The sequence below is a fragment of the Actinoplanes sp. NPDC051405 genome (genome assembly GCF_055586185.1).
In genome coordinates, this window is record NZ_JBVJIR010000002.1 from 512,431 (window position 1) to 536,423 (window position 23,993).

The following is a 23,993-nucleotide window of genomic DNA, read 5'->3' on the forward strand; positions in this document are numbered from 1 at the left end:
CGTGGTCAGTTCAGCGCGCCCACCGCCGCCAGCACCTTGCCCTGCAGGGCCGCGGGCAGCGGCGTGTAGCCGAGCCGCGCGGCCGCGGCCTGGCCCTGCGGGCCGGCGGTGTAGGTCAGGAAGCCGCGCAGCAGCGGCAGGCTGCGGGCGGGCGTGCCGGTCCGGCAGACCACCTCGTACGTGACCAGGACGATCGGGTACGCCCCGGCGGCGGTGGTCCGGTAATCGACGGCGAGCCGCAGGTCGGAGCCGGTCCCGGTGACGGCGGCGGCCGCGACGGTACGCCCGGCAGCCTCGTCGGTCAGCGCGGTGAACTCCCCCGCGCCGTTGCGGACCCGCGCCACGGCCAGGTTGTGGAACCGCGCGTACGACGCCTCGACGTAACCGATGGCCCCGTCGGTGCGGGCGATCGTGGACGCGACACCGTTGCTGCCACGCTGGGCGCTGCCGCCCGGGGCCGCCCAGGTGCTGTCCTCGCCGAACCGCCAGTCGGCCGGGGCTGTCGCCGCCAGGAACGCGGTGAAGTTCGCGGTGGTGCCGGAGCTGTCCGCGCGGTGCACGGTGCGGATCGCGGTCGACGGCAGGACGGCCTCCGGGTTGTCCGCTGCGATCACCGGGTCGTCCCAGGTGGTCACCGTCCCGGCGAAGATCCGGGCCACGGTGGCCGGGGCCAGCCGCAGGTCGCCGACCCCGGCGACGTTGTGGGCCAGCGCGATCGGCCCGATCACCATGGGCAGGTGCACGGCCGGGCCGCGGGCGCACCGGGCGTCGGCGGCCGTCTGCTGCTGGGCGGTGAGCGGCGAGTCCGAGCCGGCGAAGTCACCGGTGCCGGCCAGGAACGCGCGGACCCCGGCGCCCGAGCCGGTGCTCCCGTACGCGACCGTGGCGCCGGAGCAGGCGACCTGGTAGTTCCGGATCCACGTGTTGACCGCGTTGGTCTGCGCCGACGAGCCCTGGGCCCGCAAAGATCCGGCCGCGCACGGGATCGCGTCGCCGGCCGCGGGCGCCGTGACGACCGGAGCGCACGCCGCGGCCCCGGCCGCGAGCACCAGCGCGGCGACGAGACCCAGCGGCGCCCTCATCGGTATTCCGCCAGCCGCGCGCGGACCCCGAGCAGCACGAGCAGCATCACGACCCCGAGGACCGGCAGCGGGATCAGCGGCCAGCCGGTCAGCAGCCGTTCCCCGTCCCGCAGCGCCGTGTCGAAACCGGCCTTGCGGGCCGTGGCCGCCGCGCCGACCGCGGCATCGAAATAGGAGAAATCGAAAGCCGCGTCGCCGCGGCGGATGCCGGTGACCACGTCGACCGCCGCCCGGGTACGCCCGGAGCCGGCCAGCGCCACGACCCGCTGATGGTCCCGCTGATAGCCCAGCCACCGGTCACGCACCTGGCCGTCGGCGTCGAGCTGTCCGGCGACCTCGATCAGCTGGGCCGACTTGCCGGTGAAGTCCTGCCGGTAGAGGGCCAGGTTGCCGCTGAGCAGGTAGCGGCTGGTGTCGGCGGCGGCGTCGTAGCTCAGCGCCCGGGCCTGCGACAGCGCCAGGTAGGGCGTCAGGTGATCGTTGCGCGCGGCGCTGAGCCGCTGCCCCTGCCCGACGACGACCAGGCACACCCCCACGGTCAGGCCCAGGGCGAGAACCGTGGCGAGGGCCAGGGCCGGATTGAGCAACCGGCGGAACCGCCGCGCCAGGAACACCTGGAGGATCACGAGGAGCACGACGAGACCCCCGCCGAGCAGCACGGCCAGTCCGACCGTCCACGCCTCGGTGGTGGCCTTGGCCGCGTACGCCCGGTCGAGGCGGAACTCACCGGCGTCGCGCAGCCGGTCGGCGGCCGGCAGCAACCGCAGGTGCAGCACGTTGGTCGCCTGGGTGTAGTAGCCGAGCGCGTCGGGCGGCAACCGGCCCGGGGGCTGCGGCGGCGCCTGCGACTGCGCGGTGAGGGTCTGCCACACCCACCGGCGGTAGACGGCGAGGTCGTGCATCAGATCCAGCACAATGGCCCGGTCGGCCTGCCCGGTCACGGTGGTCAGCGACCGTTGCAGATCCTCGTCGATCTGCCGGCTGCGTTGCTGATAGGTGCCGAGCGCGTCGAGCTGACTGCCGGACAATTCCGCGGCGTCACCGACGAGCACCATTCGGGCGACCTGGGCATCGAGATCGCTGAGGGCGAAATACAGATCCGCGGCCGTGGCGGCCTGCGGCGCCGCCTCACCACCGATGATCCGGACCTGCCCGCGCAGCTGCGACAACAGCAGGCCGGAGGCGGCGAGCAGGGCCACGGCGACGCCGATCACCAGGGAGGCCCACAAGCGCAGACGTACGGGGGTTTCGGGACGGAACAATTTTCTCGTCGCCATGGCAACTGCGGACACGACGCCACGGTAATGCACACGCGCAATTCTCCGGGCGCCGGTCACTGCCGTTCATTTGTTGTTTTCCCGCAATTCGTTCAGGCGGGCCGCCCGAGTGGTCAGATACTGCCTTTCCGGGGCGCTGGTGGTGCGGGCGGCGGCGGTTCGATAGTGCGCGATCGCGGCCCCGGTGTCACCGGACCGCTCGTACAGGTGCGCCCGGACGGCGTCGAGGCGGTAGTGGCCGGGCAGCCGTTCGTCGAGGGTCGCGAGCAGGCGCAGCCCTTCGGCCGGGCCGTGCACCATGGACGCCGCGACCGCCCGGTTCAGCGTGACCATGGGGTTGCCGGTGAGCTGGTCGAGCAGGCCGTACAGGGCGAGGATCTGCGGCCAGTCGGTGTCCTGCACCCGGGCGGCCCGGTCGTGCAGGGCCGCGATCGCCGCCTGCAACCGGTATTCGCCGACGGTGCCGCTGGCCATCGCCGCGTCGAGCAGCGCGGTCCCCTCCTTGATCAGCTGCCGGTCCCAGCGGCCGCGGTCCTGCTCCTCCAAGGGGATCAGCTCACCGCCGGTGCCGGTCCGGGCGGGGCGGCGGGCGTCGGTGAGCAGCATCAACGCCAGCAGACCGGCGACCTCACCGTCGTCCGGGAGCATCCGGTGCACCGTACGGGTCAACCGGATCGCCTCGGCGGAGAGTTCGGTGCGGTGCACGTCGGGGCCGGTGCTGCCGGCGTACCCCTCATTGAAGATCAGGTAGAGCACGTGCAGGACCGACCGCAGCCGGGCGCGCCGCTCGGCCGGCTCCGGCATCCGGAGCGGAATCGCGGAGGCCTTGATCCGCTGCTTGGCCCGGCTGATCCGCTGCGCCATCGTGGCCTCCGGCACCAGGAAGGCATGCGCGATCTCGGCGGTGGTCAGGCCGCCGACCGCGCGCAGCGTGAGCGCGATCGCGGAGGCCGGCGTCAGCGCCGGGTGACAGCACAGGAAGAGCAACGTGAGGGTGTCGTCCCGATCCGGTACGTCGATAGGCGGCTCCTCGAATGCAGCCCGCCGCTCCCGCTCCCGGCGGGCCAGCTCGTTACGGACCTGATCAACGAACTTGTTGGCGCCGGCCCGGATCAGCCAGCCACGCGGATTGTCCGGAACGCCGTCGACGGGCCACCGCAGCGCGGCGGCGAGCAACGCCTCCTGCACGGCATCCTCGGCGGCGTCGAAATCTCCGAAGCGGCGCACGAGAACGCCGAGGACCTGCGGCGCGAACTCACGCAGCAGGTCCTCCACGGTCGGTACCTCGATCACAGCGGCGCCGAGGTCACAGCTCGGGCGTCAGCAGGGCGAAGTCGGAAGGCCCGAGCACCCGGCGTACGCCGATCGGCTGCTGCTGCGGCACCCCGCCGGGTCCCGGAACCGCGGAGATCCTCGCCGCGATCTCGAGGGCCCGCTCCTCACTCTCGACGTCGACGAGCTGAAACCCGGCCAGCATCTCCTTCGACTCGGCGAACGGCCCATCGGTGACCACCGGCGCCGCGACGCCGTCGCTGGTGACGACCTTGGCGAGCTCGGGGCCGGTCAGCGCCTCCTGGAAGACGAGCTCGCCGCTGGCCAACAGCTCAGCCCGCAACGCGCCGTAGTAGTCCATGTGCGCCTTGATGTCGCCGGGGGCCCACTCGTCCATCGGCTTGTCGATGACGCCGGGCTGGTAATCCACGATGAGCAGGTACTTGGTCATGCCTTATTCCTATCCTCGTGCCGCACTTGAGGGGCGCGGTCACCGATGGACGAAGCTGCGGCGGGGATTCTCGACATCAGCCGGGAATCTGGTGGGAGCTGATTTCGGCGACCGTACCGGCGATGGTGGTGGGGCGCTCGGCGGGGAGTCGGCTGGGCGGACGGCGGGGTTTCGGCCAGGGCGGACGGACGCCGGACGGACGGCGGGCGAAGGGGTGTCGCGCGGGCGGCGGGTGAGCGGGCCGCGACCCACCGAACCTGGCAAGCCCGGCGGCTGGAAGCACAGCGGACCTGGAAGCCCGGCGGACCTCGGAAGCCCGGCACGTCCGCCAAGGCCTCGGGGTCGTCGGCCCGGAGAGCCGGCAAGGCCTCGGGGTCGTCGGCTCGGAGAGCCGGCAAGGCTCGGAGGGCCATCGGGCCATCGGGCCATCGGGCCATCGGGCCAGCGGGCCGGCGAGGCCGGCGAGGCCGGCGAGGCCGGCGAGGCCAGGGGCTATTGGGCCGGCGAGCCCAGCAGGCCCGGCGAGCCCGGCAAGCGCGGGGGCATCGGGCCGGCGAGCCCAGCAGGCCCGGCAAGCCCGGTAGGCGCGGAGCCATCGGGCGGGCGAGCCCAGCGGGCCCGGCAAGCGCGGCAAGCCCAGCAAGCCCAGTGAGCCCGGTAAGCGCGGGGCCATCGGGCGGGCGAGCCCAGCGGGCCCGGCAAGCCCAGCAAACCCGGCAAGCGCGGCAAGCGCGGGGCCACCGGGCGGGCGAGCCCAGCGGGCCCGGCAAGCCCAGCAAACCCGGCAAGCGCGGGGCCACCGGGCCGGCGAGCCCAGCGGGCCCGGCAAGCACGGCAAGCGCGGGGGCCATCGGGCCGGCGAGCCCAGCGGGCCGCGCAAGCCCGGCGAGCCCGCCGCCTGCCCCGAGTAGCGAGCCGGCCCGTTGTCGGCGGCCGGTGAAGCAGGGGCCGCCTACGATGCGGGCGATGGATGGTGACAAGGCGCAAGGTGTGCGGGGTGATCCGCATCGTCGATCACGATTCCGGTTGGGCGACGCGCTTCGCTGAACTCGGGCGGCGGCTGCGGGGCGCGCTGGGGGACGTTGCGCTGCGGATCGACCACATCGGGTCCACCTCGGTGCCGGGGCTGGCGGCGAAGCCGGTTGTCGACGTCCAGATCTCGGTGGCCCGGCTGGAGCCGGTCGGTCCGTTCCGGGATCCGCTGGTGGGTCTGGGTTTCGTCCATCGCGCCGACAATCCGGAGCTTACGAAGCGGTACTTCCGGGAGCCGCCCGGTGCGGCGCGGACCCATGTTCACGTGCGTCGGGCCGGGAGCTTCTCGGAGCAGTTTCCGCTGCTGTTTCGCGACTATCTGCGGGCGCACCCGGTTGATGCTGCGGAATACGCGGAGGTCAAGCGCCGGCTCGCCGCCGAGCATCCGCGTGACGGCCTTGCCTACACCGATGCGAAGGCCGACCACTGCTGGCGGATCATCCATCGGGCGGACGACTGGGCGCAGCAGACCGGCTGGTCGCCCGGCCCGAGCGACGCCTGAGGTCACGAAACATCCCGGCCATGGCCGGCTCCGCACCACCAGCCCGGCCACAACCGATCCGGCCTGACCTGTGCAGGCGCGACTGAGTGCATCCCCGGCACGCCGATCCCTGCGCGAGGCATCCGCGGTGGCCAATCCCGCAGACCGCCCACCAGCCCGGCCCGGCACAAACCACCGGCGAAGGGCCGTCCCGAACCGAGCAGAGCCGAGACGCGGCCAGCACAGAGGGGTCAGTCGAGGTAGTCCTGGAGGGCCGGCTCGTCGCCCGCGTTCTGGGCGGCCAGCAGGTCGGCGAAGCGTTCCGCCGGCATGATTCGGACCCCCAGCTCCTCCGCCTTCGCCGCTTTCGACCCGGCGCCCGCCCCGACCACCACCAGGTCCGTCCGCGCCGATACCGAGCCGGAGGACTTGCCGCCCAGGTGTTCCACCGCTTCGTTGCCTTCGTTGCGGCTCAGGCCCGGGACCGAGCCGGTGACGACCACGGTCATCGGCTTGCCGTCCTCCTTGCGCAGCGGTTGACGGACCGGAAGGGCGACAGCTTCGGGATCGGTTACTGCTTCGCGGCCCGGGACGCCGGGCTCGGTCATCGTCACGCCGCGGGCCGTCAGTTTGTCGATGACCGGGCCCAGGTCGATCAGTTCCGCCGCGATCGTGGCCGCGCGTTCCGGGCCGACCGCCTCCACCTCCTGCAGCTGCTCCACCGTGGCCGCGCGGAGGGCCTCCATGGTGCCGAAGTGGCGGGCCAGGCGGCGGGACATCGAGCGGCCCGTCATGCGGACGCCGAGGCCGGTCAGCACGCGGGACAGTGGCTGGGCCTTGGAGGCCTGGATCGCCGCCACCAGCTTTGTCGCCGAGGTGCGGCCCAGGCGGTCCAGCTCGGCCAGTGCTTCCGGGGTCAGGTCGTACAGGTCGGCGGGGTCGGTCACCAGGCCTGCTGCCACCACGCCGGCGATGACCTTGTCGCCCAGGCCTTCGATGTCCATCGAGTCGCGGGCGGCGAAGTACGACAGGGACTCCCCCGCTCCGCAGGCGCGGCCCTGGGTGCAGCGCCAGCGTTTCTGGGTGCGGTCGATCTCGCCGCCGCAGCGGGGGCAGACCTCCGGCGGGGTGAAGGGCTCGGCGTCCGCGGGGCGTTCGTCGAGCTTGGCGCCGGTGATCTCGGGGATCACCTCGCCCGCGCGGCGCACGAAGACCGTGTCGCCCACGCGGACGTCGCGGCGGACCAGGTCGCCGAAGTTGTGCAGGGTGGCCGAGGTGACGACCACGCCGCCGACCTGGACCGGCTCCAGGACGGCGACCGGGGTGATCACGCCGGTGCGGCCGACCTGCACCTCGATCGCGGCGAGCTTGCTGGTGCGGGTGTCGGCCGGGAACTTGTGCGCGATCGCCCAGCGGGGTGCGCGGCTCGACGAGCCGGCCAGGTCGCGGTCGGCCGGGTCGTCGGCCTTGACCACGGCGCCGTCGATGTCGAAGCCGAGCGTGCCGCGGGCCGCGCCCATGGCGGCGATGGCGTCGGACAGCTCGTCGATCGTGGCGCAGCGGGGCATGCCCGCGGGCGAGCCGGCCGTCGTGGCCACACCCAGCTCGGCGATGGCGGCCATCGCGGCGCTGTGGGTCAGGCCCTCGCCGCCGGGCAGGTCGTGCACCGCGTACGCCAGGAAGGACAGCGGCGCGTCGTACGCCCGGTCCTGGGCGCGCAGGGTGCCGGCGGCCGCACTGCGCGGGTTGGCGAACGCCTGGCCGCCGTGGGCCGTGCGCAGCTCGTTGGCGCGGGCGAAGTCGGCGTCGGTCATGAAGACCTCGCCGCGGACCTCGACCGTCACCGGCCGGCGCAGCTCGGCGGGCAGGCCGGCGACGAGCCGGGCCTGGGTGGTGACGTCCTCGCCGGCCCGGCCGTCACCGCGAGTGGCGACCTGGCGCAGCCGGCCGTCGACGTAGCGGGCCGCGATCGCCATGCCGTCGATCTTGGGCTCGACCGTGTAGCCGAGGGCGGGCCGGCCGAGGACCCGTTCCAGCCGGGTCGCCCAGGCGCGCAGCTCGTCGGCGTCGAAGACGTTGTCGAGGCTGAGCATCGGGGTGCTGTGCTCCACGTCGCCGGCCGCCACGCCGGCGCCCACCGTCACGGTCGGCGAGTCGCTCTCGGCCCAGCCCGGCTCGGCCTGCTCGGTCGCCGCCGTGCGGGCCAGCAGCGCGTCGTAGGTGGCGTCGTCCATGACGAGGTCGCCGCCCGTGTAGTAGGCGGTCGCGGCGGCGCGCATCCGCTCGATCGCCGCCCGGTATTCCTCCCGGGTGCCGAACACCTCGGCATGGGCCGCGTCGACGACCGGGGCCACCTCGTGGTCGGTGGTGCTGAGGCCGGCGGACGGTCCCGTGCTCGACATGCGGTGCTCGCTTCCTGTGTGCGGGAGACGATGTCTTGATACCGCACGGGTCCGACAGAAACGCTGAACCTCACTGAGTGTCGTCACGCCGTACACGGAAAGCAGTCGGTTGGGGTGGATGTGGGCCGCATTTTGCAGTTGATGTGAGAATTCCGTCCGAACGTCCATGGCATTCCGATCTTTGCTTGCGGAGCATGGACCGCGTGCCCGGACGCCATCGAAGAACCTTGAGTCTTACCGGCATCGTCGTCAGCGCGGCCACGGCCTCGCTCGTCGTCATCGGTGCCGGATCCTGGCTGGGCTACCAGCGTCTCTCCGCCGGAGACTGTGCCGGGGAGGTGAAGGTCGCGGTCACCGCCGCCGCCGAGATCGCCGGCGCCATCCAGACCACCGCGGACAAGTGGGCCCAGGGTGAGAACGCTCAGGTCGGCGGCGTCTGCATCAAGGTCGCCGTCGCTGCCGCCGATCCCGCCACCGCGGCCGCCACCATCGCGGCCAAGCACGGCGTCGGTCTCTCCGGTCTGAAGGCGGCGCCCGGCAAGCCGGTCGTGCCGGACGTGTGGGTCCCGGACTCCTCGACCTGGCTGCTGCGGGTCGGCGGCGAGGCACCCGGCTTCGTGCCCACCGACAACGCCCCTATCGCCGAGAGCCCCGTGGTGCTGGCCATGCCCGCGCCGATGGCGCAGAAGCTGGGCTGGCCCACCAAGAAGCTCAAGTGGCAGGAGCTGCTCGGTCAGCTGACCACCAGCAAGAGCCTGCTGCCGGGCATCGTCGACCCGACCCGCGACGCGGCCGGACTCACCGGCCTGCTCGCCCTGGGCGCGGCCGCCGGCAACGACATCGCGGGTGCCCAGCGCAAGGTCGCCGCGCTGCGCAAGCTCGCGGGGAACACCTCGAGCATCCGGCAGGACCTGCTGGAGAAGTTCCCGCGTACGGCCGCAGAAGTCACCACCGGCCTGAGCGCGGCACCGCTGTCCGAGGAGGACGTGGTCTCGTACAACGGGGGCAAGCCACCCATCCAGCTCGCCGCCCTCTACCTCGATCCGGCGCCCACCGCGCTGAACTACCCGTTCGCGGTCATGCCGGAGGTCGACCCGCAGAAGGCGGCCGCCGCCGCGGCGCTGCACGAGGAGCTGCGCGGGACGACGTTCCGTGACGCGCTGGCCGCCGCCGGTCTGCGCGGGCCCGACGGCAAGGCAGGGGCGGGCTTCATCGCTCCGACCGGCGCGCCGCCGGTGGCCACCCCGGTGATCGCCCCGGGCGGCACGGCGAGTCAGGGTGCCGCCGCGTCGGCTCAGGCCTCCACGGCCATCAGTCAGGTGCTGGGCAGCTGGGCCGCGATCACGCAGCCGGGCCGGGTGCTCGCCGTCTTCGACATCTCCGGTTCGATGCTGACCGAGGTGCCCACGGCGGGCGGCCTGACCCGCAACGAGGTCACCAAGCGGGCCGCGGCGCAGGGGTTGCAGCTGTTCGACGACCGCTGGTCCGTCGGCACCTGGTTCTTCTCCACGGAGCTGGTGGGCAAGCAGGCGTGGCAGCCGAAGGTGGCGATCAGCCCGCTGTCCACGGCGCGCAACAAGCTCAACGACGCCCTCAACGACATGAAACCCAAGAAGACCGGCGACACCGGGCTGTACGACACCGCGCTGGCGGCGTACAAGAACGTGCAGCAGGGGTGGCAGCAGGGCCGGGTCAACTCGGTCATCCTCTTCACCGACGGGGTGAACGAGAACCCCGACGGCCTGACCCGCGACAGGCTGGTCGCCGAACTGAGGAAGGCGCGGGACCCGCGGAAGCCGGTGCGCATGGTGATCATCGGGATCGGGCCGGAGGTCGACCGCGGCGAGCTGAAGGCGATCTCGGACGCCAGCGGGCCGTCCAGCGGTGTCTTCATCGCGGAGGACCCGGCGAAGATCAACGAGATCTTCCTGCAGGCGATCGCGACCCGTACCGGAGCCTAGGGTGAGCGCGGCCTGGTGGTGCGAACCACCAGGCCGGGCCGGTGGCCAGTGTGGGGGTACGCGGAACGGTTCATCGGGTGGCGGCCGACCGCGGTGTGCTGGATCGCCCGGCTACGCGCGGTGGTCTCGGCAATTGGTGCACCTGCTGCCCCGGCTCACCCGGTCCGGGGCAGCAGGCGGTCTCATCAGGCGACTGTGCAGGCGGTCCCGTTCAGCGTGAACGCTGTCGGGCGGCTGCTGTCGCCGGTGTGCGTGGCTTGCAGGCCGATGCTGGTCGACGCACCCGTGGCCAGGCTGCCGTTGTAGGAGACGTTGCGGGCGGTGACCGCTCCGCTGGAGCCCGTCCACGTCGCGTTCCAGCCGGAGGTGATGGTCTGGCCCGCCGGCAGGGTGAAGCCGAGCGTCCAGTTGGTCACGGCCGGTCCGGAGTTGGTGATCGAGATCGCCGCGGTCAGGCCGCTGTTCCAGGCGTTGACCACGTATCCGACCCGGCAACCGCCCGTGCCCGGGGGCGGGCTGGACGGCGGGGTGCTGCTCGGCGGTGTGCTGGACGGCGGGGTGCTCGGCGGGGTGCTCGACGGCGGGACGGTGGTGCTGTCCAGCCCCAGGAACGTCACCGCACGCTCGGCCATGCCGGCCTGCGGCAGGTTGTGCCCGGTGTTCGCCACGCTGATCGCCTCGACCGGCGGCTGCGCCGAGGTCGAGCCGTAGCGGGTACGGGTCCAGCCCGACTGCGGCGAGTCGGTCAGCACCGGGGTCTGCGAGACGCCGTGCACGTTGGTCCACTGCTTGATCTCTTCGGCGAAGTTCGGGTACCGCAACGTGTCGTCGTTGACCCCGTGCCACACCTGCATCCGCGGCCGCGCGCCGGTGTATCCCGGGTACGCGTTACGGACCAGGTCTCCCCACGCCTGCGGGGTCTTGGTGATCTGGCCGTTGGCGCACGCGCTGTTCCAGCCGGAGCCGTCGGTGGTGGCGAAGCAGCCGAACGGCACACCCATGAACGCCGCCCCGGCGCGGAACACGTCCGGGTAGTCACCCAGCAGCACGTTGGTCATCATGGCGCCGGAGGAGGCACCGGTGACGACCGTACGGGCCGGATCGGTGCTGTAACGCTGCTGCACGTAGCGGACCATCGAGACGATGCCGGCCGGGTCGCTGTTGCCGTCGTGGCGCAGCGCCCCCGGCGAGGACACGTCGAAGCAGTTGCCGGAGCGGGTCGCCGACGGGTAGATCACGATGTAGCCGTACCGGTCGGCCAGGGAGGCGAACGAGGTGCCGGAGTAGAACGCCGGTCCGGAGCCGGTGCAGTAGTGCACGGCCACGAGCAGGGCCGGGTTCGGCGGGAGCCGGTCGGGGACGTACAGGTGCATGCGCAGGTTGGTCGGGTTGGCACCGAAGCCGGTGACCTCCTGCAGGGTCGCCGCCGCCGCGGGGGCCGCCGGCAGCAGCACGGAGGCGCCGATCGCGCTCACCGCGGCGGTGAGGGCCAGCAGGGCCTGGGTCAGTCGTTTCATCGTTCCTCGCTCCGGGGGATGGGTCCGGCGCGGCGCGGAAGGGTGGTCCACGCCGCGCCGGACGTCGCGATCAGGACGCGGCGCAGGCGGGGGTGCCGGTGGGCGGGGTGCCGGTGCCCTGGAAGCCGAACTCGGTGCTGGATCCGGCGGCGATCCGGCCGTTGTAGGAGACGTTGGCGAAGCGGACCGCGCCGGTGCTGCCGGTGGCCTGCGCGTTCCAGGCGTTGGTGACCGCGGAGCCCGACGGCAGGGTGAGCGTGGCCGCCCAGCCGTTGACCGCAGCGGAGCCTGCGGCGACCCGGACCGTCGCGGTGAAGCCACCGGTCCACGCGTTCACGGTGAAGCTGGCCGTGCAGCCGGCCCCGGACGGCGGCGGTGTGGTGCCGGTCGGCGGCGTCGGCGAGACGGTCGGAGAGACGGTCGGGGAGACCGGAGGCGTGGTCGGGTTGGTGGTCCCGCCGGCGTTGAGCGCCTCCAGCGTCGAGTTGTACGCCGCCTTCTTGTTACCGCTGCCGTCGAAGAGCAGCGGGGTGCCGCTGGCCCGCCACGAGTCGGTGTCCCGGATGCCCCAGACGGTGATGCCGTTGCACCGGGGCACGGCCAGGCAGTCGCGGACGACGTTGGCGTACGTGGCCGCCTGGGTCTGCCCCGAGCCCTCGATGTCCAGCTCGGTGATCTGCACGTCCACGCCGAGCGCCGCGAAGCTCTCCAGCGTGGTGCGGTAGTTGCTCGGGTACGGCGACCCGCTGTTGAAGTGCGACTGCAGCCCGATGCAGTCGATCGGCACGCCGCGGGCCTTGAAGTCGCGGACCATGGTGTACGCGGCCTGCGTCTTGGCCCACGTCCAGTTGTCGATGTTGTAGTCGTTGTAGCAGAGCTTGGCGCCCGGGTCGGCGGCGCGCGCGGCCCGGAACGCGGCTTCGATCCAGTCGTTGCCGGTGCGCTGCAGGTTGGAGTCGCGCCGGCCGCCACCGCTGTCCGCGAACGCCTCGTTCACCACGTCCCAGGTGTCGATCTTGCCGCGGTAGTTCGTGGCGACCCGGGTGACGTGGTTGAGCATGGCGGAGCGCAGCGCCGTGCCCTCCATGCTCTGCATCCAGCCGGGCTGCTGCGAGTGCCAGGCCAGAGTGTGCCCGCGGACCTTCATGCCCTGGGCGACGGCGTGGTTGACGATGCGGTCCGCGTTGGTGAAGGAGAACTGGTTCTGCTGCGGCTCGGTCGCGTCGATCTTCATCTCGTTCTCGGCGGTGACCGAGTTGAACTCGCGGTTCAGGATCCCGACGTAGGTGCTGTCGCTGAGCTTGTTGGCCGCGACGGCGGTGCCGAAGTAGCGGCCGGTGGCCGCGGCCGAGGCGCCGAGGGTGGTCGCGGCCTCGGCGGACGGCGCCACGGCCAGGGCGACACCACCCGCGGTGATGCTCGCGGCCAGCAGGGTCAGGGTGACCCGGAGTCGGGGTCGGCGGGGGACGGGTCGGTCGGACACGGTGGATGCCTTCCGGTTCGGGGATGGGGATGACATGTGGGAGCGCTCCCATTTTGAGCCGGTCTCACTCCCGAGGGAATAGACCGGGGTAATTGTTATTCCGCCGCGCGGTGCCGCGGCAGGGAACGGGCGATGCCGGCGGCGGTGGCCGCGCCGTGGTACTTACGGACCAGATGCAGGCACAACTCCACGCCGGGGGCTCCGGCGGCGGCCGTGAAGATCGGGTCGTCGTCGACGTACCGCACGCCCGGCGCCAGCCGGACCCGCGGATAGCGGCGCCGCAGCTCCTCGGCGTGGGCCGGGCAGGTGGACACCGCCCGGCCGTCGAGCAGCCCGGCGGCCGCCACGGTGAAGACGGCCTCACCGATCGCCAGGATCCGGCAGTTGCGGCGTACCGCCTCGCGCAGGGCGGCGGCCTCCTCGGCGGTGATCGTGTCGGGCCCCCGCCGCACCGGCGGCGCGATGGCCAGGATGTCCGCCGAGGCGAGCAGGTCGAAGGTGCCCGCCGCGGCGAAGGCCAAATCGAACACCGGACCGGCGAAGACCTCCCGGTACGTGGACAGCCGGGCCGGCAACGCCTCCGGTGGCGGCAGCAGCACCGCCACATTGGTCATGTTGGTCATCGCAACCACCGCAGCGGGACGGCCTCGGCCAGCGCCCGGTAGCCGGCCGGATTGAAGTGCAGGTGGTCACCGGTGTCGTAGGCGGGCAGCAACCGGCGCGGGGCGGCCGGGTCGCGGACCACGGCGTCGAAGTCGACGACCCCGTCGAAGCGCCCGCTGCGCCGGATCCACTCGTTGACCCCGGTACGGGTCTGCTCACGCAACCCGCCCGGGTCGTCGTAGCCCTCGTTGCCGCCGAACGGCGTGATCGTGGCCCCGTACACCTGGATGTCGCGGGCGTGGGCGCGGGTGACGATCTGGTCGTACGCGGCCCGCAGATCCTCGCCCACCCGCTGTTGCGCCTCGGGGGTGGCTGCCGCCGTACCGATGTCGTTGACGCCCTCGAAGACGATCAGCGAGGCCACCCCGGCCAGCGCGAGCACGTCGCGGTCCAGCCGGGCGAGGGCGCTCGGCCCGAGGCCGTCCTGGAGCACCCGGTTGCCGCCGGCCGCCTGGTTGAGCACCGCGTGGGCGCCGCGCAGCCGGGCGGAGAGCTGGTCCGGCCAGCGGTCGTTGCCGTCGGTGGTGGAGCCGCGGCCGTCGGTCAGGGAGTCGCCGAGCACCACGGTGGCCGTGCTGTCGCCCGGCGCGAGCACCTCGACCCCGCTGAGGAAGTACCAGTGCACGACGGGGGTGGCGCCGGGCAGGTCCACGGCGTCGTGGTGGTCGCCGCGCAGCAGGTGCGAGGTGGTGCGGGAGCCGGGGTGCGAGGTCACCGCGGTGCTCGCCTGGCCGGTGGCCAGGTGGAGCGTGACGGTGAGCTCGCTGCGGGCCGGCACGTCGAGGTCGACGGGATCGGAGACGACCTGCGCCCCCACCGGGACGGACGCGTACGTCCGCCCCGAGAAGGTGACCGGCCGCAGGGAGCCCGGCTCGATCGCGGCCGAGCCGGCCCGGCCCCCGGCGGGCCGGGCGATCGAGACGGCCGTGATCGGCAGGACCGCGCCGCCGAAGGCGTTGGAGAACCGCAACCGTACGGAGCTCCCGGCGATCGACGTGTGCACGGTCTGGCGCAGGGTGGTGTCCACGAGCACCGAGTCGGTGCCGGTGAACGGGGCCGGCGGCAGGTTGTGCGGCTCGGTGAGCTGCGGCATCGACACCCAGGTGTGCAGCCAGTCCCGGCGGGGACGGTGGCCGCGGGTCTGGACGGCGGTGGCCACGGAGACCGCCGCGGCGCCGCCCAGGCCCAGCAGCGACCGGCGGTTCATCGGGTCACCCGCTTGCTCTCGGGTGGGCCGAGGTAGCTGTACTTGACCCCGCCGGTGTCGACCTCGAGCCGCTGCACGATCACCGTCGGGTCCACCATCCAGAACTTGAGGGTGTGCGGGCCGGCCGTCGTGACCTCGTGCGTCGTGGTGGTGCGGTTGACGTTGTCGGAGGTGTTGCGCTCCCACTGGCGGTTCATGGTGGTGTCGTCGGCGCCGGTGGCCTTGGTGATGTTGACCGTCTGCGGCGCCTGGTCGTCCAGCGAGATCGCGTATTTGAGGCCGTCGGTCGGGTGGACGTTGTTGCGCGGCGACAGCACCGCGGTGACCTTGACCGGGCCGGTGGTGGTGAGGGTCATCGCGTACTCCAGCCGGGCGTCGGTGCCGCCGAGCGGGGTCAGGCCGTTGCCGGTCTTGCCGATGCCGGGCAGCAGGCGCCAGTCCCCCACCTTGCGGGTGTAGTGGTCGGCCTCCATCGCGACGTAGCCGTTCGCCTCGACGAAGCCCTTCGGGTGGCGCACCCGGTTGTCGATCGGCGCCTGCACGACGACCTGCGCACCGTTCGCGCCGGTCACCGTGATCGGCACGGTGGTGGTGCCCTTCGGCGCGCGCCGCCAGTCCACCCGTACGGTGGCCCGGACCTGCTTGCCGACCCGGCCGGCGGCCGGCGTGACCTGCACCCACGGGACGGCCGGGGTGATCCGGTACGCGAACGGCGTCGTGCCCTTGTTGTAGACCTCGATGTACTGCTGCGGCTGCGACTGGTACGGGCTGAACGCGGGCAGCGTCACCGGGTCGCCGCCGTCGAGGTCCACGCCCATCGCGGCCGCCGCGGGCACCTCGATGCGCTTGAGATACGGGTAGATCTCGTCCGGCAGCGCCACGTTGTCCTTCTCCGGCTGCTGCCAGGGCGCGTTGGGGCCGTACCGGGCCACGTTGCCGTAACCGATCTTGGGCTGGAGCTGCCAGTCCTTCCACTTCCCGCCGGCCAGCTCGTTGTTGTAGTACGCGTTCAGCGCCTGGTCCTCGGCGAACCGGGCCTCGGCGAGGTCGGCCAGGTCGTTGGTGGCGGCGCGGCCCTGGCCGGCGTACCGGATGTTGGTGAACTCGGCCCGGCGCAGCGCGTACAGGTTCGCGGTGGCCTTGACCTGGTAGTACACGAGCTGGAAGTAGGCGTCCTGCCAGGCCGCGGGCACCCTGGCCTTGATCCGTTCGGCCCGGGCACCGAGCGCCTGCCACTCGGCGGTGACCCGGTCCATCTCCCGGTAGTCGGTGAGGCTGAACGGGTTGCCCTCGTCGTCGTAGGTGATCACCTGGGTGACCGGGTCGATGGTGATGCGCCGGTTGAGCAGCTCGGGCTTGCGGCGCGACTGCAGGTGGCCGTAGTCGCTGAGCACCTCGGCGATGTCACCGGCCAGGGCGGGGCCGAAGTTCTGGGCGGCGTACTGCCGCTCCCACTCCCCCAGCTTGTGCAGCGGCAGCGCGTCGGGGTTCCAGGCGTAGTCGAGGAAGAACTGGGTGGGCTGCTCCTCGTTCTTCAGGTCGCCGACGTTGACCATCCAGAGCCGGTCGACCCCCGAGCGGTACGAGAGGTTGAGCTGCTCCCAGGTGTTGGTCAGGTTGACCGTGTCGACCCACTTGTAGTTGCGGCCGCCGCCGACGTAGTCGAAGTGGTAGTACATGCCATAGCCGCCGCTGCGGGCCGGCAGCGAGGCGTCCGGGAGCTTGCGCATGTTGCCCCAGTTGTCGTCGCAGAAGACCACGGTGACGTCGTCCGGTGGCCGGTAGCCGCGGTCCCAGTAGCGCTGGACCTCCTTGTAGAGGGTCTGCACCTGGGGGGCGCCGATCAGCCCGTTCTCGCGCAGGATCTCCCGCTGGGTGTCGATGATGGAGCTCATCAGCTCGATGCCGTCGCCGTCGGGCAGGCTGACGTCGCCGTTGCCGCGCATGCCGAGGGTGACGACACCCTCGATCTTCTCGCGGGCCATCCGCTCGGCCCCGTCCCGCCAGTACGCCTTGATCGCGTCGGGGTTGCGGCGGAAGCTCCACTCGCCCGTTCCGGCGGGGTGCCGGTTCCACTCCTCGATGCCGCGCATCATCGGCGCTTCGTGCGAGGTGCCCATCACCACGCCGTAGAACGACGCGGTGGCGTGGTTCTGCGGATCGTCCTCGGCGAACGCCCGGCCCCAGACGGCCGGCCACAGGTAGTTGGCCTTCAGCCGCAGCATCGTCTCGAAGACCTTGGCGTAGTAGGCCGCGTTGAGCCCGTTCGGGAAGCCGGGCGCCTTGCCGGGCCCGAAGTAGCGCGGGGCCCAGGTGCCGGTGGCCGGGTTCTCGTCGTTGATGAAGAAGCCGCGGTACTTCACCGCGGGCGTGCCCTGGGTGTGCCGCCCGGGCAGCAGGTACACCGCGTCCTGATGGCGGACCGGGACGTCGTCGAAGAAGCGCCAGGGCGAGACGCCGATGCGCTTGGACAGGTCGTAGGCGCCGTAGATGCTGCCGCGCTGGTCGCTACCGGCGATCACGAACGCGCGCCGGACCCCGGGCAGCGGGTTCTCCACGATCTGCTCGACCGTGGTCTCCCACTTGCCGGCGATGCCGCGCACGTCGAGCTTGCCCGCGGCGACCAGCCGGTCGATCAGCGGGCTCTTGCCGATGGTGCCGACCAGCACCGGGTCACGCCCGCCGGGCACCCGGTCGTGAGCCACCACCGGCGTCACCCCGGTGACCGCGGCGATGTCCGCGCTCAGGTCGTCCACCACCCGGATCACCCCGGCGTGGTCGCCCGCGCTGACCACCAGCGGCGCGGCGCGACCGCCGGCCACCAGCGGGAAGCGGCCGCGGCCGGGCAGGGCGGAGACGTACGAGTCGCGCTGCCCCGTGGCCAGCGCGTCACGCGATACCGCCGCGGCCGGTGCCGGCCCGGCGACGAAGAAGGGTGCGGCCAGGGCCGCGAGAGCGAGCAGGAGCCTCATGGGTACGCCTTCCCTATCGGAAGAGTCGCAGGGGTACGGCCGCGGCGAGCGCGGCCATCCCGGCGTCGTTGGGGTGCAGGTGGTCACCGCTGTCGTAGGCCGGGGCCAGCCGGAGCGGATCGGTGCGGTCGCGGACGGCGGCGTCGAAGTCGATGACCGCGTCGTAGTCCCCGCTGGTGCGGATCCAGTGGTTCAGCGCGGACCGCTTACGCTCGTTCTCCGCCGAGTAGAACCCGAGGGTGTCGTCCTTGAACGGCAGCACGGTGGCGCCGTAGGCCCTCAGCCCGGCCTGGTGGGCCCGGGCGATGAGCTGGCGGTGCCCGGCGATGAGGTCGTCGGCGGAGACCACCTCGGACGCCGGTGCGGTGGTGCCGGGGTGGCCGAGGTCGTTGACGCCGAGCAGCACGATCAGGAACTCCGCCCCGGGCTGGGCGACCACGTCGCGGTCGAAGCGGCGCAGCGCGCTCTGCGCGAAGTACGCGGCATACGCCACCGCGTCGCTGCCGGCCGGCGGGTTGGGATCGTGCAGCAGCCGGTTGCCGGAGACGCCGACGTTGACCACGCCACGGTCGATGCGGGCGGCCCGCAGCCGGGCGGCCAGCAGGTCGGGCCAGCGGTGGTTGAGGTTCGCCGCCGCGTTGGCGCCGTTGGTGATGGAGTCGCCGAGGGTGACGATCGCGCCGGCCCCGGAGGCGACGCTGACCCCGGACAGGAAGAGGTTCTGGCCGACCACGGCGGTCGGCGTGACCGTACGGGCCGCGGTGACGTTCCCGGCGGCGATCACGTTGTCCTGGTACGCGAAGGCGGCCAGCGTCGTGACCGGGGTGCGCCGCGGCAGGTACACGCTGACGGTCAGCTCGGTGCCGGCCGGGACCCGTAGGTGCACCGGGTCGCTGACCAGCGGCGCGCCCGCCGGGACGGTCGCCGCCGTGCGCCCGCCGAAGGTGACCGCCCGGTCGGTGCCGGGCCGGCTGTCGGTGCTCGCCCCGGTCCCGGCGCGCCGGGCGACCCGCACCTCGCCGATGACCAGCGGCTGCTCGCCGAACTCGTTGGTCAGCCGGATCCGCAGCCGGTCGCCGCCGGTGCTGACGTGCACGACGTGGCGCACGGTCTGGTTCTCCAGCACGGTCGGCGGGGTGGGCGGGACGGTGGTCGGCGCCGCGGCCCAGGTGCCGGTCCAGTGTGGAGTATCGCCGGTCCGGCCGGCTGCCTGGGCCGGTGCGCCCGGCAGGCTCGCGGCCACGGCGGCGCCCGAGGCGAGCGCCAGCAGTTCGCGTCTGGTCGACACGGATCCTCCCCGGTCAGCCACGACGCCGCGGCAGGGTGAAGCGCCAGCCCTGGGCGCGCAGCTCGGGAATGATCCGGTCGACGGCCTCGACGGTCTGGCTGCGGTCGCCGCCGCCGTCGTGCATGAGCACCACCGCGCCCGGGGTGATGCGCTCGCGCAGCCGCTGCACGAGAACGTCGGTGCCCGGCGGCTCCCAGTCGGCGATGTCGACCCGCCAGCCCAGCGGCTGCATGCCCAGCTCGGCCGCGACCTGCGGGCTCTGCCCCCAGCTGCCGTACGGCGCCCGGAAGTACGGGATGCGGGCGTGCGGGACCGCCCGGCGGATCGCCGCGCTGGTCTCGATCAGGTCCGCCCTGATCTGTTCCGGGGTCCAGGGGCCGAAGTCGTCGTGGTGCATCGAGTGGTTGCACAGCACGTGCCCGGCGGCGGCGATGCGCCGCGCCACCTCGGGATGCTCGACGACGTGGTCGCCCCACAGGCAGAACACCGCGCGCACGTGCCGCCGGCGCAGCACGTCGAGCAGGCGCAGGGTGTCGGGCGGGTTGGGGCCGTCGTCGAAGGTGAAGCTGACGACGTCGCCCTGCCCGCGGGCGGTGTCGACCACCACGGCGGTCGGGCCGCCGGCCTCGGCAGGGCCGGCCAGGCCTCCGGCCAGCAGCAGAGCGGACATCGGCACCGCCAGCCGGCGCCACCACTTCGGACGATGAGACATGGCATCCTCACGATCGATTCCGGGGACCCGTTGCTCCGAAACTTTCGGAAACCGCGCGGCCGAACGTCCGTAACATAGAACCCGGTCGAAGTCGCGTCAAGAAGGCGCTGCGCCCCAGATCACGCGCTCACCTCATTGATCTTCGCCGTTATCTGTCCACGTTGTTACCTGTTGACCGGTGAACAGTATCGGCATATGTTCCGGTCACGTAACGGAAGTTCTCGGAACCTCTCGGCCGTCCGCGGAAGGCCGGAACAGAATGGACAGACGATGAGAGTTCGCGTTCTCGCCGGCGTCGTTCTCCTGACGACCCTCACCCTGACCGGCGGTCCCGCCGCCACCGCCTCCCCGGCCAAGCCCCACCAACCGGCCCCCACCGGGCTGCGGGCCCTGGCCGACCGCGCCGACCTGCGGATCGGCACCGCCGTCGACATGGCGGCCCTGGCCGACGACGAGGCCTACCGCGCCGCCGTGGGCCGCGAGTTCTCCACCGTGACGGCCGAGAACGTGATGAAGTGGGAGGCCACCGAGCCGCGGCAGGGCGTGCACGACTGGGCCGCGGCCGACCGGCTGGTCGACTTCGCCCGCGCCCACCGGCAGAAGGTCCGCGGGCACACCCTGGTCTGGCACAACCAGAACCCGGCCTGGGTGACCGAGGAGGCCTTCACGCCCACGCAGCTGCGCGAGGTCCTGCGCCGGCACATCATCGACGAGGTCACGCACTTCCGCGGCAAGGTGTGGCACTGGGACGTGGTCAACGAGATCTTCAACGACGACGGCACCTGGCGGGACAGCATCTGGCTGCGCAACCTCGGACCCGGCTACGTCGCCGACGCGTTCCGCTGGGCGCACCAGGCCGACCCCGGGGCCAAGCTGTTCCTCAACGACTACAACAACGAGGGCCTCAGCGCCAAGAGCGACGCGTACTACGCGCTGGTCAAGCAGCTCAAGGCCCAGGGCGTCCCGGTGCAGGGGTACGGCATCCAGGGCCACCTCGCGGTGCAGTACGGCGTACCCGGTGACGTGCTGGCCAACCTGCGCCGCTTCGAGAAGCTCGGTCTGCAGACCGCCTTCACCGAGGTCGACGTGCGGATGCCGCTGCCGGCCGACCCGATCAAGGTGCAGGCCCAGGCGCAGGGCTTCACCGCCCTGCTGCAGGCGTGCCTGCTCGCCGACAAGTGCGTCTCGTACACGCTGTGGGGCTTCACCGACCGCTACTCGTGGGTGCCCGGCGTCTTCGACGGCGAGGGCTCCGCCACCCCGTACGACGAGAACCTGAACCCCAAGCCGGCCTACGCCGCGCTGCGCGACACCCTGGCGCTCGCCGGGCGCTGATCCTGCTCGGCACGGCGGGCCCGCTCCGGCAGGGGCGGGCCCGCCGCTACTGGCCCCGCAAGCGAGGAGGAGCGCGATGAGCGCGGACGAGCGCCGGGTGACCATCTCCGCCATCGCGGACGCGGCCGGGGTCTCCGTGCCGACCGTCTCCCGCGTGCTCAACGGCCGCGCGGACGTCTCCGCGGCCACCCGGGAACGGGTCGAGCAGCTCCTGCGCGACCGGGGCTACCGGCGGCGCAACTCCCGCGCGCCGGGCCGCGCGCAGGTCCTCGACGTGGTCTTCGACGAGCTCGACAGCCCGTGGGCCGTCGAGATCATCCGCGGGGTGGCCGACGTGGCGCACGCCGCCGGCGCGGGCACGGTCGTCTCGGCCGTGCACCAGGACGACACGGCGACCCGGCAGTGGCTGCGCAACCTGCGCACGCGCACCTGCGACGGGGTCGTCTTCGTGCTGTCCCAGGTCGCCGCGCCGGTCCAGATCCAGCTGCGCCGGCTGCACATCCCGGTGGTCGTCATCGACCCGGCCGGCGGCTCGGCCTCCGAGGTGGCCACGGTCGGCGCCACCAACTGGGCCGGCGGGCTCAGCGCCACCGAGCACCTGCTCGCCCTGGGCCACCGGCGGATCGGGCTGATCGCGGGCCCGCGCGGGCTCTCGTGCAGCCGAGCCCGGCTGGACGGCTACCGGGCCGCCCTGGCCGCGGCCGGCATCGGCACCGACCCGGCCCTGGTCGTGCAGGGCGACTTCCGCCACGAGTCCGGATACACCGCCGGCGGCCGGCTGCTCGATCTCGCCGAGCCGCCGACCGCCGTGTTCGCCACCAGTGACCAGATGGCGCTGGGTGTCTACGAAGCCGCCCGCCGCCGCGGCCTGCGGGTGCCCGCCGACCTGAGCGTGACCGGCTTCGACGACCTGCCCGAGGCCCGCTGGTCCTCACCGCCGCTGACCACCGTGCGCCAGCCGCTGGCCGAGATGGGCGGGCTCGCCGCGCACACAGTCCTGCGACTGGCGCGCGGCGAGGCCCTTCAGGCTCCCCGGGTCGAGCTCGCCACCGAGCTCATGGTGCGGGACAGCACCGCCCCCGTCGCTACTTCCCGAAGCCCGCGGTCAAACCGCTGAGCAGCTGCCGCCGGCCGATCGCGTACAGGATCAGGATCGGCAGCGTGGTCAGCACGACCGAGGCGAGCACGGCCGGCACGTTGACGCCGTACTGGCCCTGGAAGCTCCACAGCCCCAGCGGCAGGGTCCGCTGATCGGGGCTCTGGGTGAGGATCAGCGGCAGGATGAAGCCGTTCCAGACGCCGAGCCCCTGGTAGATCACCACGGTCACCAGGGCCGGACGGACCAGCGGGAACGCCAGCCGCCACAACGTGCCCCATTCGGTCGCGCCGTCCAGGCGCATCGACTCGAACAGCTCCTTGGGCACGTCCCGGATGAAGTTGGCCAGCACCAGCACCGACAACGGGATGGCGAAGGCGATCGAGGGCAGGATGATCGCCAGCAGCGTGTCGTACATCTGCAGCCGGATGATGATCAGGTAGATCGGGATGATCACCGCCTGCAGCGGAATCGCCAGGCCCATCAGGAACAGGCCGTTGACCGAGCGCAGGAAGCGGCTGCCCGCACTCCCGCGGACGATCCCGTACGCCGCCATGAAGGAGATCAAGGTCGCCGGCAGCACCGCCCCGGCCGTCACGATGACGCTGTTGATGAAGTACCGCGTGAACTCGGCCTCGATCACCAGACGGTAGTTGTCCAGTGTCGGTGCCGACGGCGGGACCAGCGGGTTCTGGGCGTAGTAGTTGGCCCGGGTCTTGAAGCTGGTGATGACGATCCAGTAGATCGGCAGCATCACCACGATCAGCCAGAGCCAGCTGAAACTGCCGCCGAACCAGTTCAATCGCAGCGGGGAACGGCGCCGTCCGCCGCCGGACGAAGTCACCGACACGCCGTGTCGCGGCGGTGCCGGCCGGGTCGAGATAGCCATCAGGCACCTTCCAGTTGGCTGTCGGACGCGCCGCCGCCACCGAGCTTGCGCAGCAGCAGCGCCAGGCCGAGGCCGAACAGCACCAGGATCACCGCGATCACGCTGGCGGGACCCATGAGGTTGGCCATGAACCCGGTCTTGTACATCTCGAGCGCGAGCACGTTGGTGGCGTCGCCGGGCCCGCCCGCGGTGAGGACGAAGATCAGGTCGAAGAACGTCAGCGATCCCACCACCATCAGCGTCGACGAGGTGATGATCGTGTACTTGAGCTGGGGCAGGGTGATGCTGAAGAACTTGCGCACCCGGCCGGCGCCGTCGATCTCGGCCGCCTCGTACATGGCGGTCGGGATCTGCCGCACGGCGCCCTGGTAGATCAGCGAGTGGAACGGGATGAACTGCCAGGACACGACGAAGACCAGCACACCCAGGGCGAGGTTGCCCTGGCCCAGCCAGTCCTGGTTGAGCCACTCGAAGCCCAGGCCCGTGCCGAGCCCGAAGTTCGGGTTCAGCAGTGCGCTGAAGGTGATCGCGATGGCCGCCGAGCTGAGCAGCAACGGGATGAAGTACAGCACGGCAAGGAACCCGCGGTAGCGCTTCCGGGCAGCCAGGAAGACGCCGAGCAGCAGGCTCATCGGCGTCTGGAAGGCCCAGGACAGCGCCATCACGAGGAACGTCACCCAGATCGAGTGCAGCAGGCCGGGACCGCTGAGCACCGACTGCCAGTTGCTCAGGCCGGCCGGGTTGATCGCACCGATGCCGTCCCACTGGGTGAAGCTGAGGATGAGCACACCGAGCAGCGGCACCACACCGAACGCCGTGAACATCAGCAGCGCCGGCCACACCATCCAGGAGACGGACCTGCTCCGCCCGCCG

General features: G+C 72.2%; 18 protein-coding genes. 4 read left to right on the plus strand and 14 right to left on the minus strand.

Features of this window, described 5'->3' with window-relative positions; genetic code table 11:
- Positions 1-5: 5 nt before the first annotated feature.
- Genes pstS through ACZ6S4_RS06830 form a run of 4 tightly spaced genes read right to left on the minus strand, consistent with a single transcriptional unit; the run spans position 6 to position 4,082 of the window.
- Positions 6-1,082: a phosphate ABC transporter substrate-binding protein PstS gene (gene pstS, locus ACZ6S4_RS06815; RefSeq protein WP_465473964.1), complete on the minus strand. Its 1,077-nt coding sequence runs from the start codon at positions 1,080-1,082 to the stop codon at positions 6-8.
- Positions 1,079-2,374, minus strand: coding sequence for a hypothetical protein (locus ACZ6S4_RS06820; RefSeq protein ID WP_465473965.1), 1,296 nt, complete (start codon positions 2,372-2,374; stop codon positions 1,079-1,081). The genes pstS and ACZ6S4_RS06820 overlap by 4 nt, the downstream gene beginning before the upstream one ends.
- Before the next feature lie 51 nt (positions 2,375-2,425).
- A complete protein-coding gene (locus ACZ6S4_RS06825; RefSeq protein ID WP_465474146.1) occupies positions 2,426-3,649 on the minus strand; it encodes an RNA polymerase sigma factor in 1,224 nt (407 codons plus the stop codon).
- Between the two features lie 16 nt (positions 3,650-3,665).
- The gene (locus ACZ6S4_RS06830; RefSeq protein WP_465473966.1) at positions 3,666-4,082 is read right to left on the minus strand and encodes a YciI family protein; all 417 of its coding nucleotides are present in this window, start codon (positions 4,080-4,082) and stop codon (positions 3,666-3,668) included.
- A gap of 997 nt (positions 4,083-5,079) precedes the next feature.
- On the opposite strand from ACZ6S4_RS06830, the gene ACZ6S4_RS06835 reads away from it, so the two are divergent.
- Positions 5,080-5,616: a GrpB family protein gene (locus ACZ6S4_RS06835; RefSeq protein WP_465473967.1), complete on the plus strand. Its 537-nt coding sequence runs from the start codon at positions 5,080-5,082 to the stop codon at positions 5,614-5,616.
- A 230-nt stretch (positions 5,617-5,846) separates the two neighbouring features.
- On the opposite strand, the gene ligA is transcribed toward ACZ6S4_RS06835, so the two are convergent.
- Complete coding sequence (ligA, locus tag ACZ6S4_RS06840) at positions 5,847-7,997, minus strand: NAD-dependent DNA ligase LigA (RefSeq protein WP_465473968.1); 2,151 nt, start codon at positions 7,995-7,997, stop codon at positions 5,847-5,849.
- A 227-nt stretch (positions 7,998-8,224) separates the two neighbouring features.
- On the opposite strand from ligA, the gene ACZ6S4_RS06845 reads away from it, so the two are divergent.
- The gene (locus tag ACZ6S4_RS06845) at positions 8,225-9,958 is read left to right on the plus strand and encodes a VWA domain-containing protein (RefSeq protein ID WP_465473969.1); all 1,734 of its coding nucleotides are present in this window, start codon (positions 8,225-8,227) and stop codon (positions 9,956-9,958) included.
- Between the two features lie 185 nt (positions 9,959-10,143).
- Here ACZ6S4_RS06845 and ACZ6S4_RS06850 read toward each other — a convergent pair whose 3' ends face one another.
- The 7 genes from ACZ6S4_RS06850 to ACZ6S4_RS06880 all read right to left on the minus strand — a co-directional run bounded on the left by ACZ6S4_RS06850 (position 10,144) and on the right by ACZ6S4_RS06880 (position 19,800).
- A complete protein-coding gene (locus tag ACZ6S4_RS06850; protein ID WP_465473970.1) occupies positions 10,144-11,475 on the minus strand; it encodes an extracellular catalytic domain type 1 short-chain-length polyhydroxyalkanoate depolymerase in 1,332 nt (443 codons plus the stop codon).
- Positions 11,476-11,545: 70 nt separating this feature from the next.
- On the minus strand, positions 11,546-12,958 hold the full coding sequence (locus ACZ6S4_RS06855; protein ID WP_465473971.1) for an endo-1,4-beta-xylanase: 1,413 nt from the start codon (positions 12,956-12,958) through the stop codon (positions 11,546-11,548).
- A gap of 95 nt (positions 12,959-13,053) precedes the next feature.
- Complete coding sequence (locus ACZ6S4_RS06860; RefSeq protein WP_465473972.1) at positions 13,054-13,581, minus strand: helix-turn-helix domain-containing protein; 528 nt, start codon at positions 13,579-13,581, stop codon at positions 13,054-13,056.
- Positions 13,578-14,828 (minus strand): SGNH/GDSL hydrolase family protein, encoded by a 1,251-nt coding sequence (locus ACZ6S4_RS06865; protein ID WP_465473973.1) that lies wholly within the window; start codon positions 14,826-14,828, stop codon positions 13,578-13,580. Before ACZ6S4_RS06865 ends, ACZ6S4_RS06860 begins: the two co-directional genes overlap by 4 nt.
- A complete protein-coding gene (locus ACZ6S4_RS06870; protein WP_465473974.1) occupies positions 14,825-17,800 on the minus strand; it encodes a glycosyl hydrolase 115 family protein in 2,976 nt (991 codons plus the stop codon). The genes ACZ6S4_RS06865 and ACZ6S4_RS06870 overlap by 4 nt, the downstream gene beginning before the upstream one ends.
- A 13-nt stretch (positions 17,801-17,813) precedes the next feature.
- A complete protein-coding gene (locus ACZ6S4_RS06875; RefSeq protein ID WP_465473975.1) occupies positions 17,814-19,088 on the minus strand; it encodes a GDSL-type esterase/lipase family protein in 1,275 nt (424 codons plus the stop codon).
- A 13-nt stretch (positions 19,089-19,101) separates the two neighbouring features.
- A complete protein-coding gene (locus ACZ6S4_RS06880; RefSeq protein WP_465473976.1) occupies positions 19,102-19,800 on the minus strand; it encodes a polysaccharide deacetylase family protein in 699 nt (232 codons plus the stop codon).
- 270 nt (positions 19,801-20,070) lie between these two features.
- Here ACZ6S4_RS06880 and ACZ6S4_RS06885 point away from each other — a divergent pair, with 270 nt between their 5' ends.
- Together ACZ6S4_RS06885 and ACZ6S4_RS06890 are read left to right on the plus strand one after the other, a co-directional pair.
- Positions 20,071-21,135 (plus strand): endo-1,4-beta-xylanase, encoded by a 1,065-nt coding sequence (locus ACZ6S4_RS06885; protein ID WP_465473977.1) that lies wholly within the window; start codon positions 20,071-20,073, stop codon positions 21,133-21,135.
- A 76-nt stretch (positions 21,136-21,211) separates the two neighbouring features.
- Positions 21,212-22,252, plus strand: a complete 1,041-nt coding sequence (locus ACZ6S4_RS06890) for a LacI family DNA-binding transcriptional regulator (RefSeq protein ID WP_465473978.1) — start codon at positions 21,212-21,214, stop codon at positions 22,250-22,252.
- Here ACZ6S4_RS06890 and ACZ6S4_RS06895 read toward each other — a convergent pair.
- Together ACZ6S4_RS06895 and ACZ6S4_RS06900 are read right to left on the minus strand one after the other, a co-directional pair.
- The gene (locus tag ACZ6S4_RS06895) at positions 22,221-23,120 is read right to left on the minus strand and encodes a carbohydrate ABC transporter permease (RefSeq protein WP_465473979.1); all 900 of its coding nucleotides are present in this window, start codon (positions 23,118-23,120) and stop codon (positions 22,221-22,223) included. The two genes, ACZ6S4_RS06890 and ACZ6S4_RS06895, sit on opposite strands and share 32 nt — an antisense overlap.
- Positions 23,120-23,965 carry a carbohydrate ABC transporter permease gene (locus tag ACZ6S4_RS06900; protein WP_465473980.1) on the minus strand — a complete coding sequence of 282 codons (846 nt, stop codon included), beginning with the start codon at positions 23,963-23,965 and terminating at the stop codon, positions 23,120-23,122. Before ACZ6S4_RS06900 ends, ACZ6S4_RS06895 begins: the two co-directional genes overlap by 1 nt.
- Positions 23,966-23,993 lie beyond the last annotated feature (28 nt).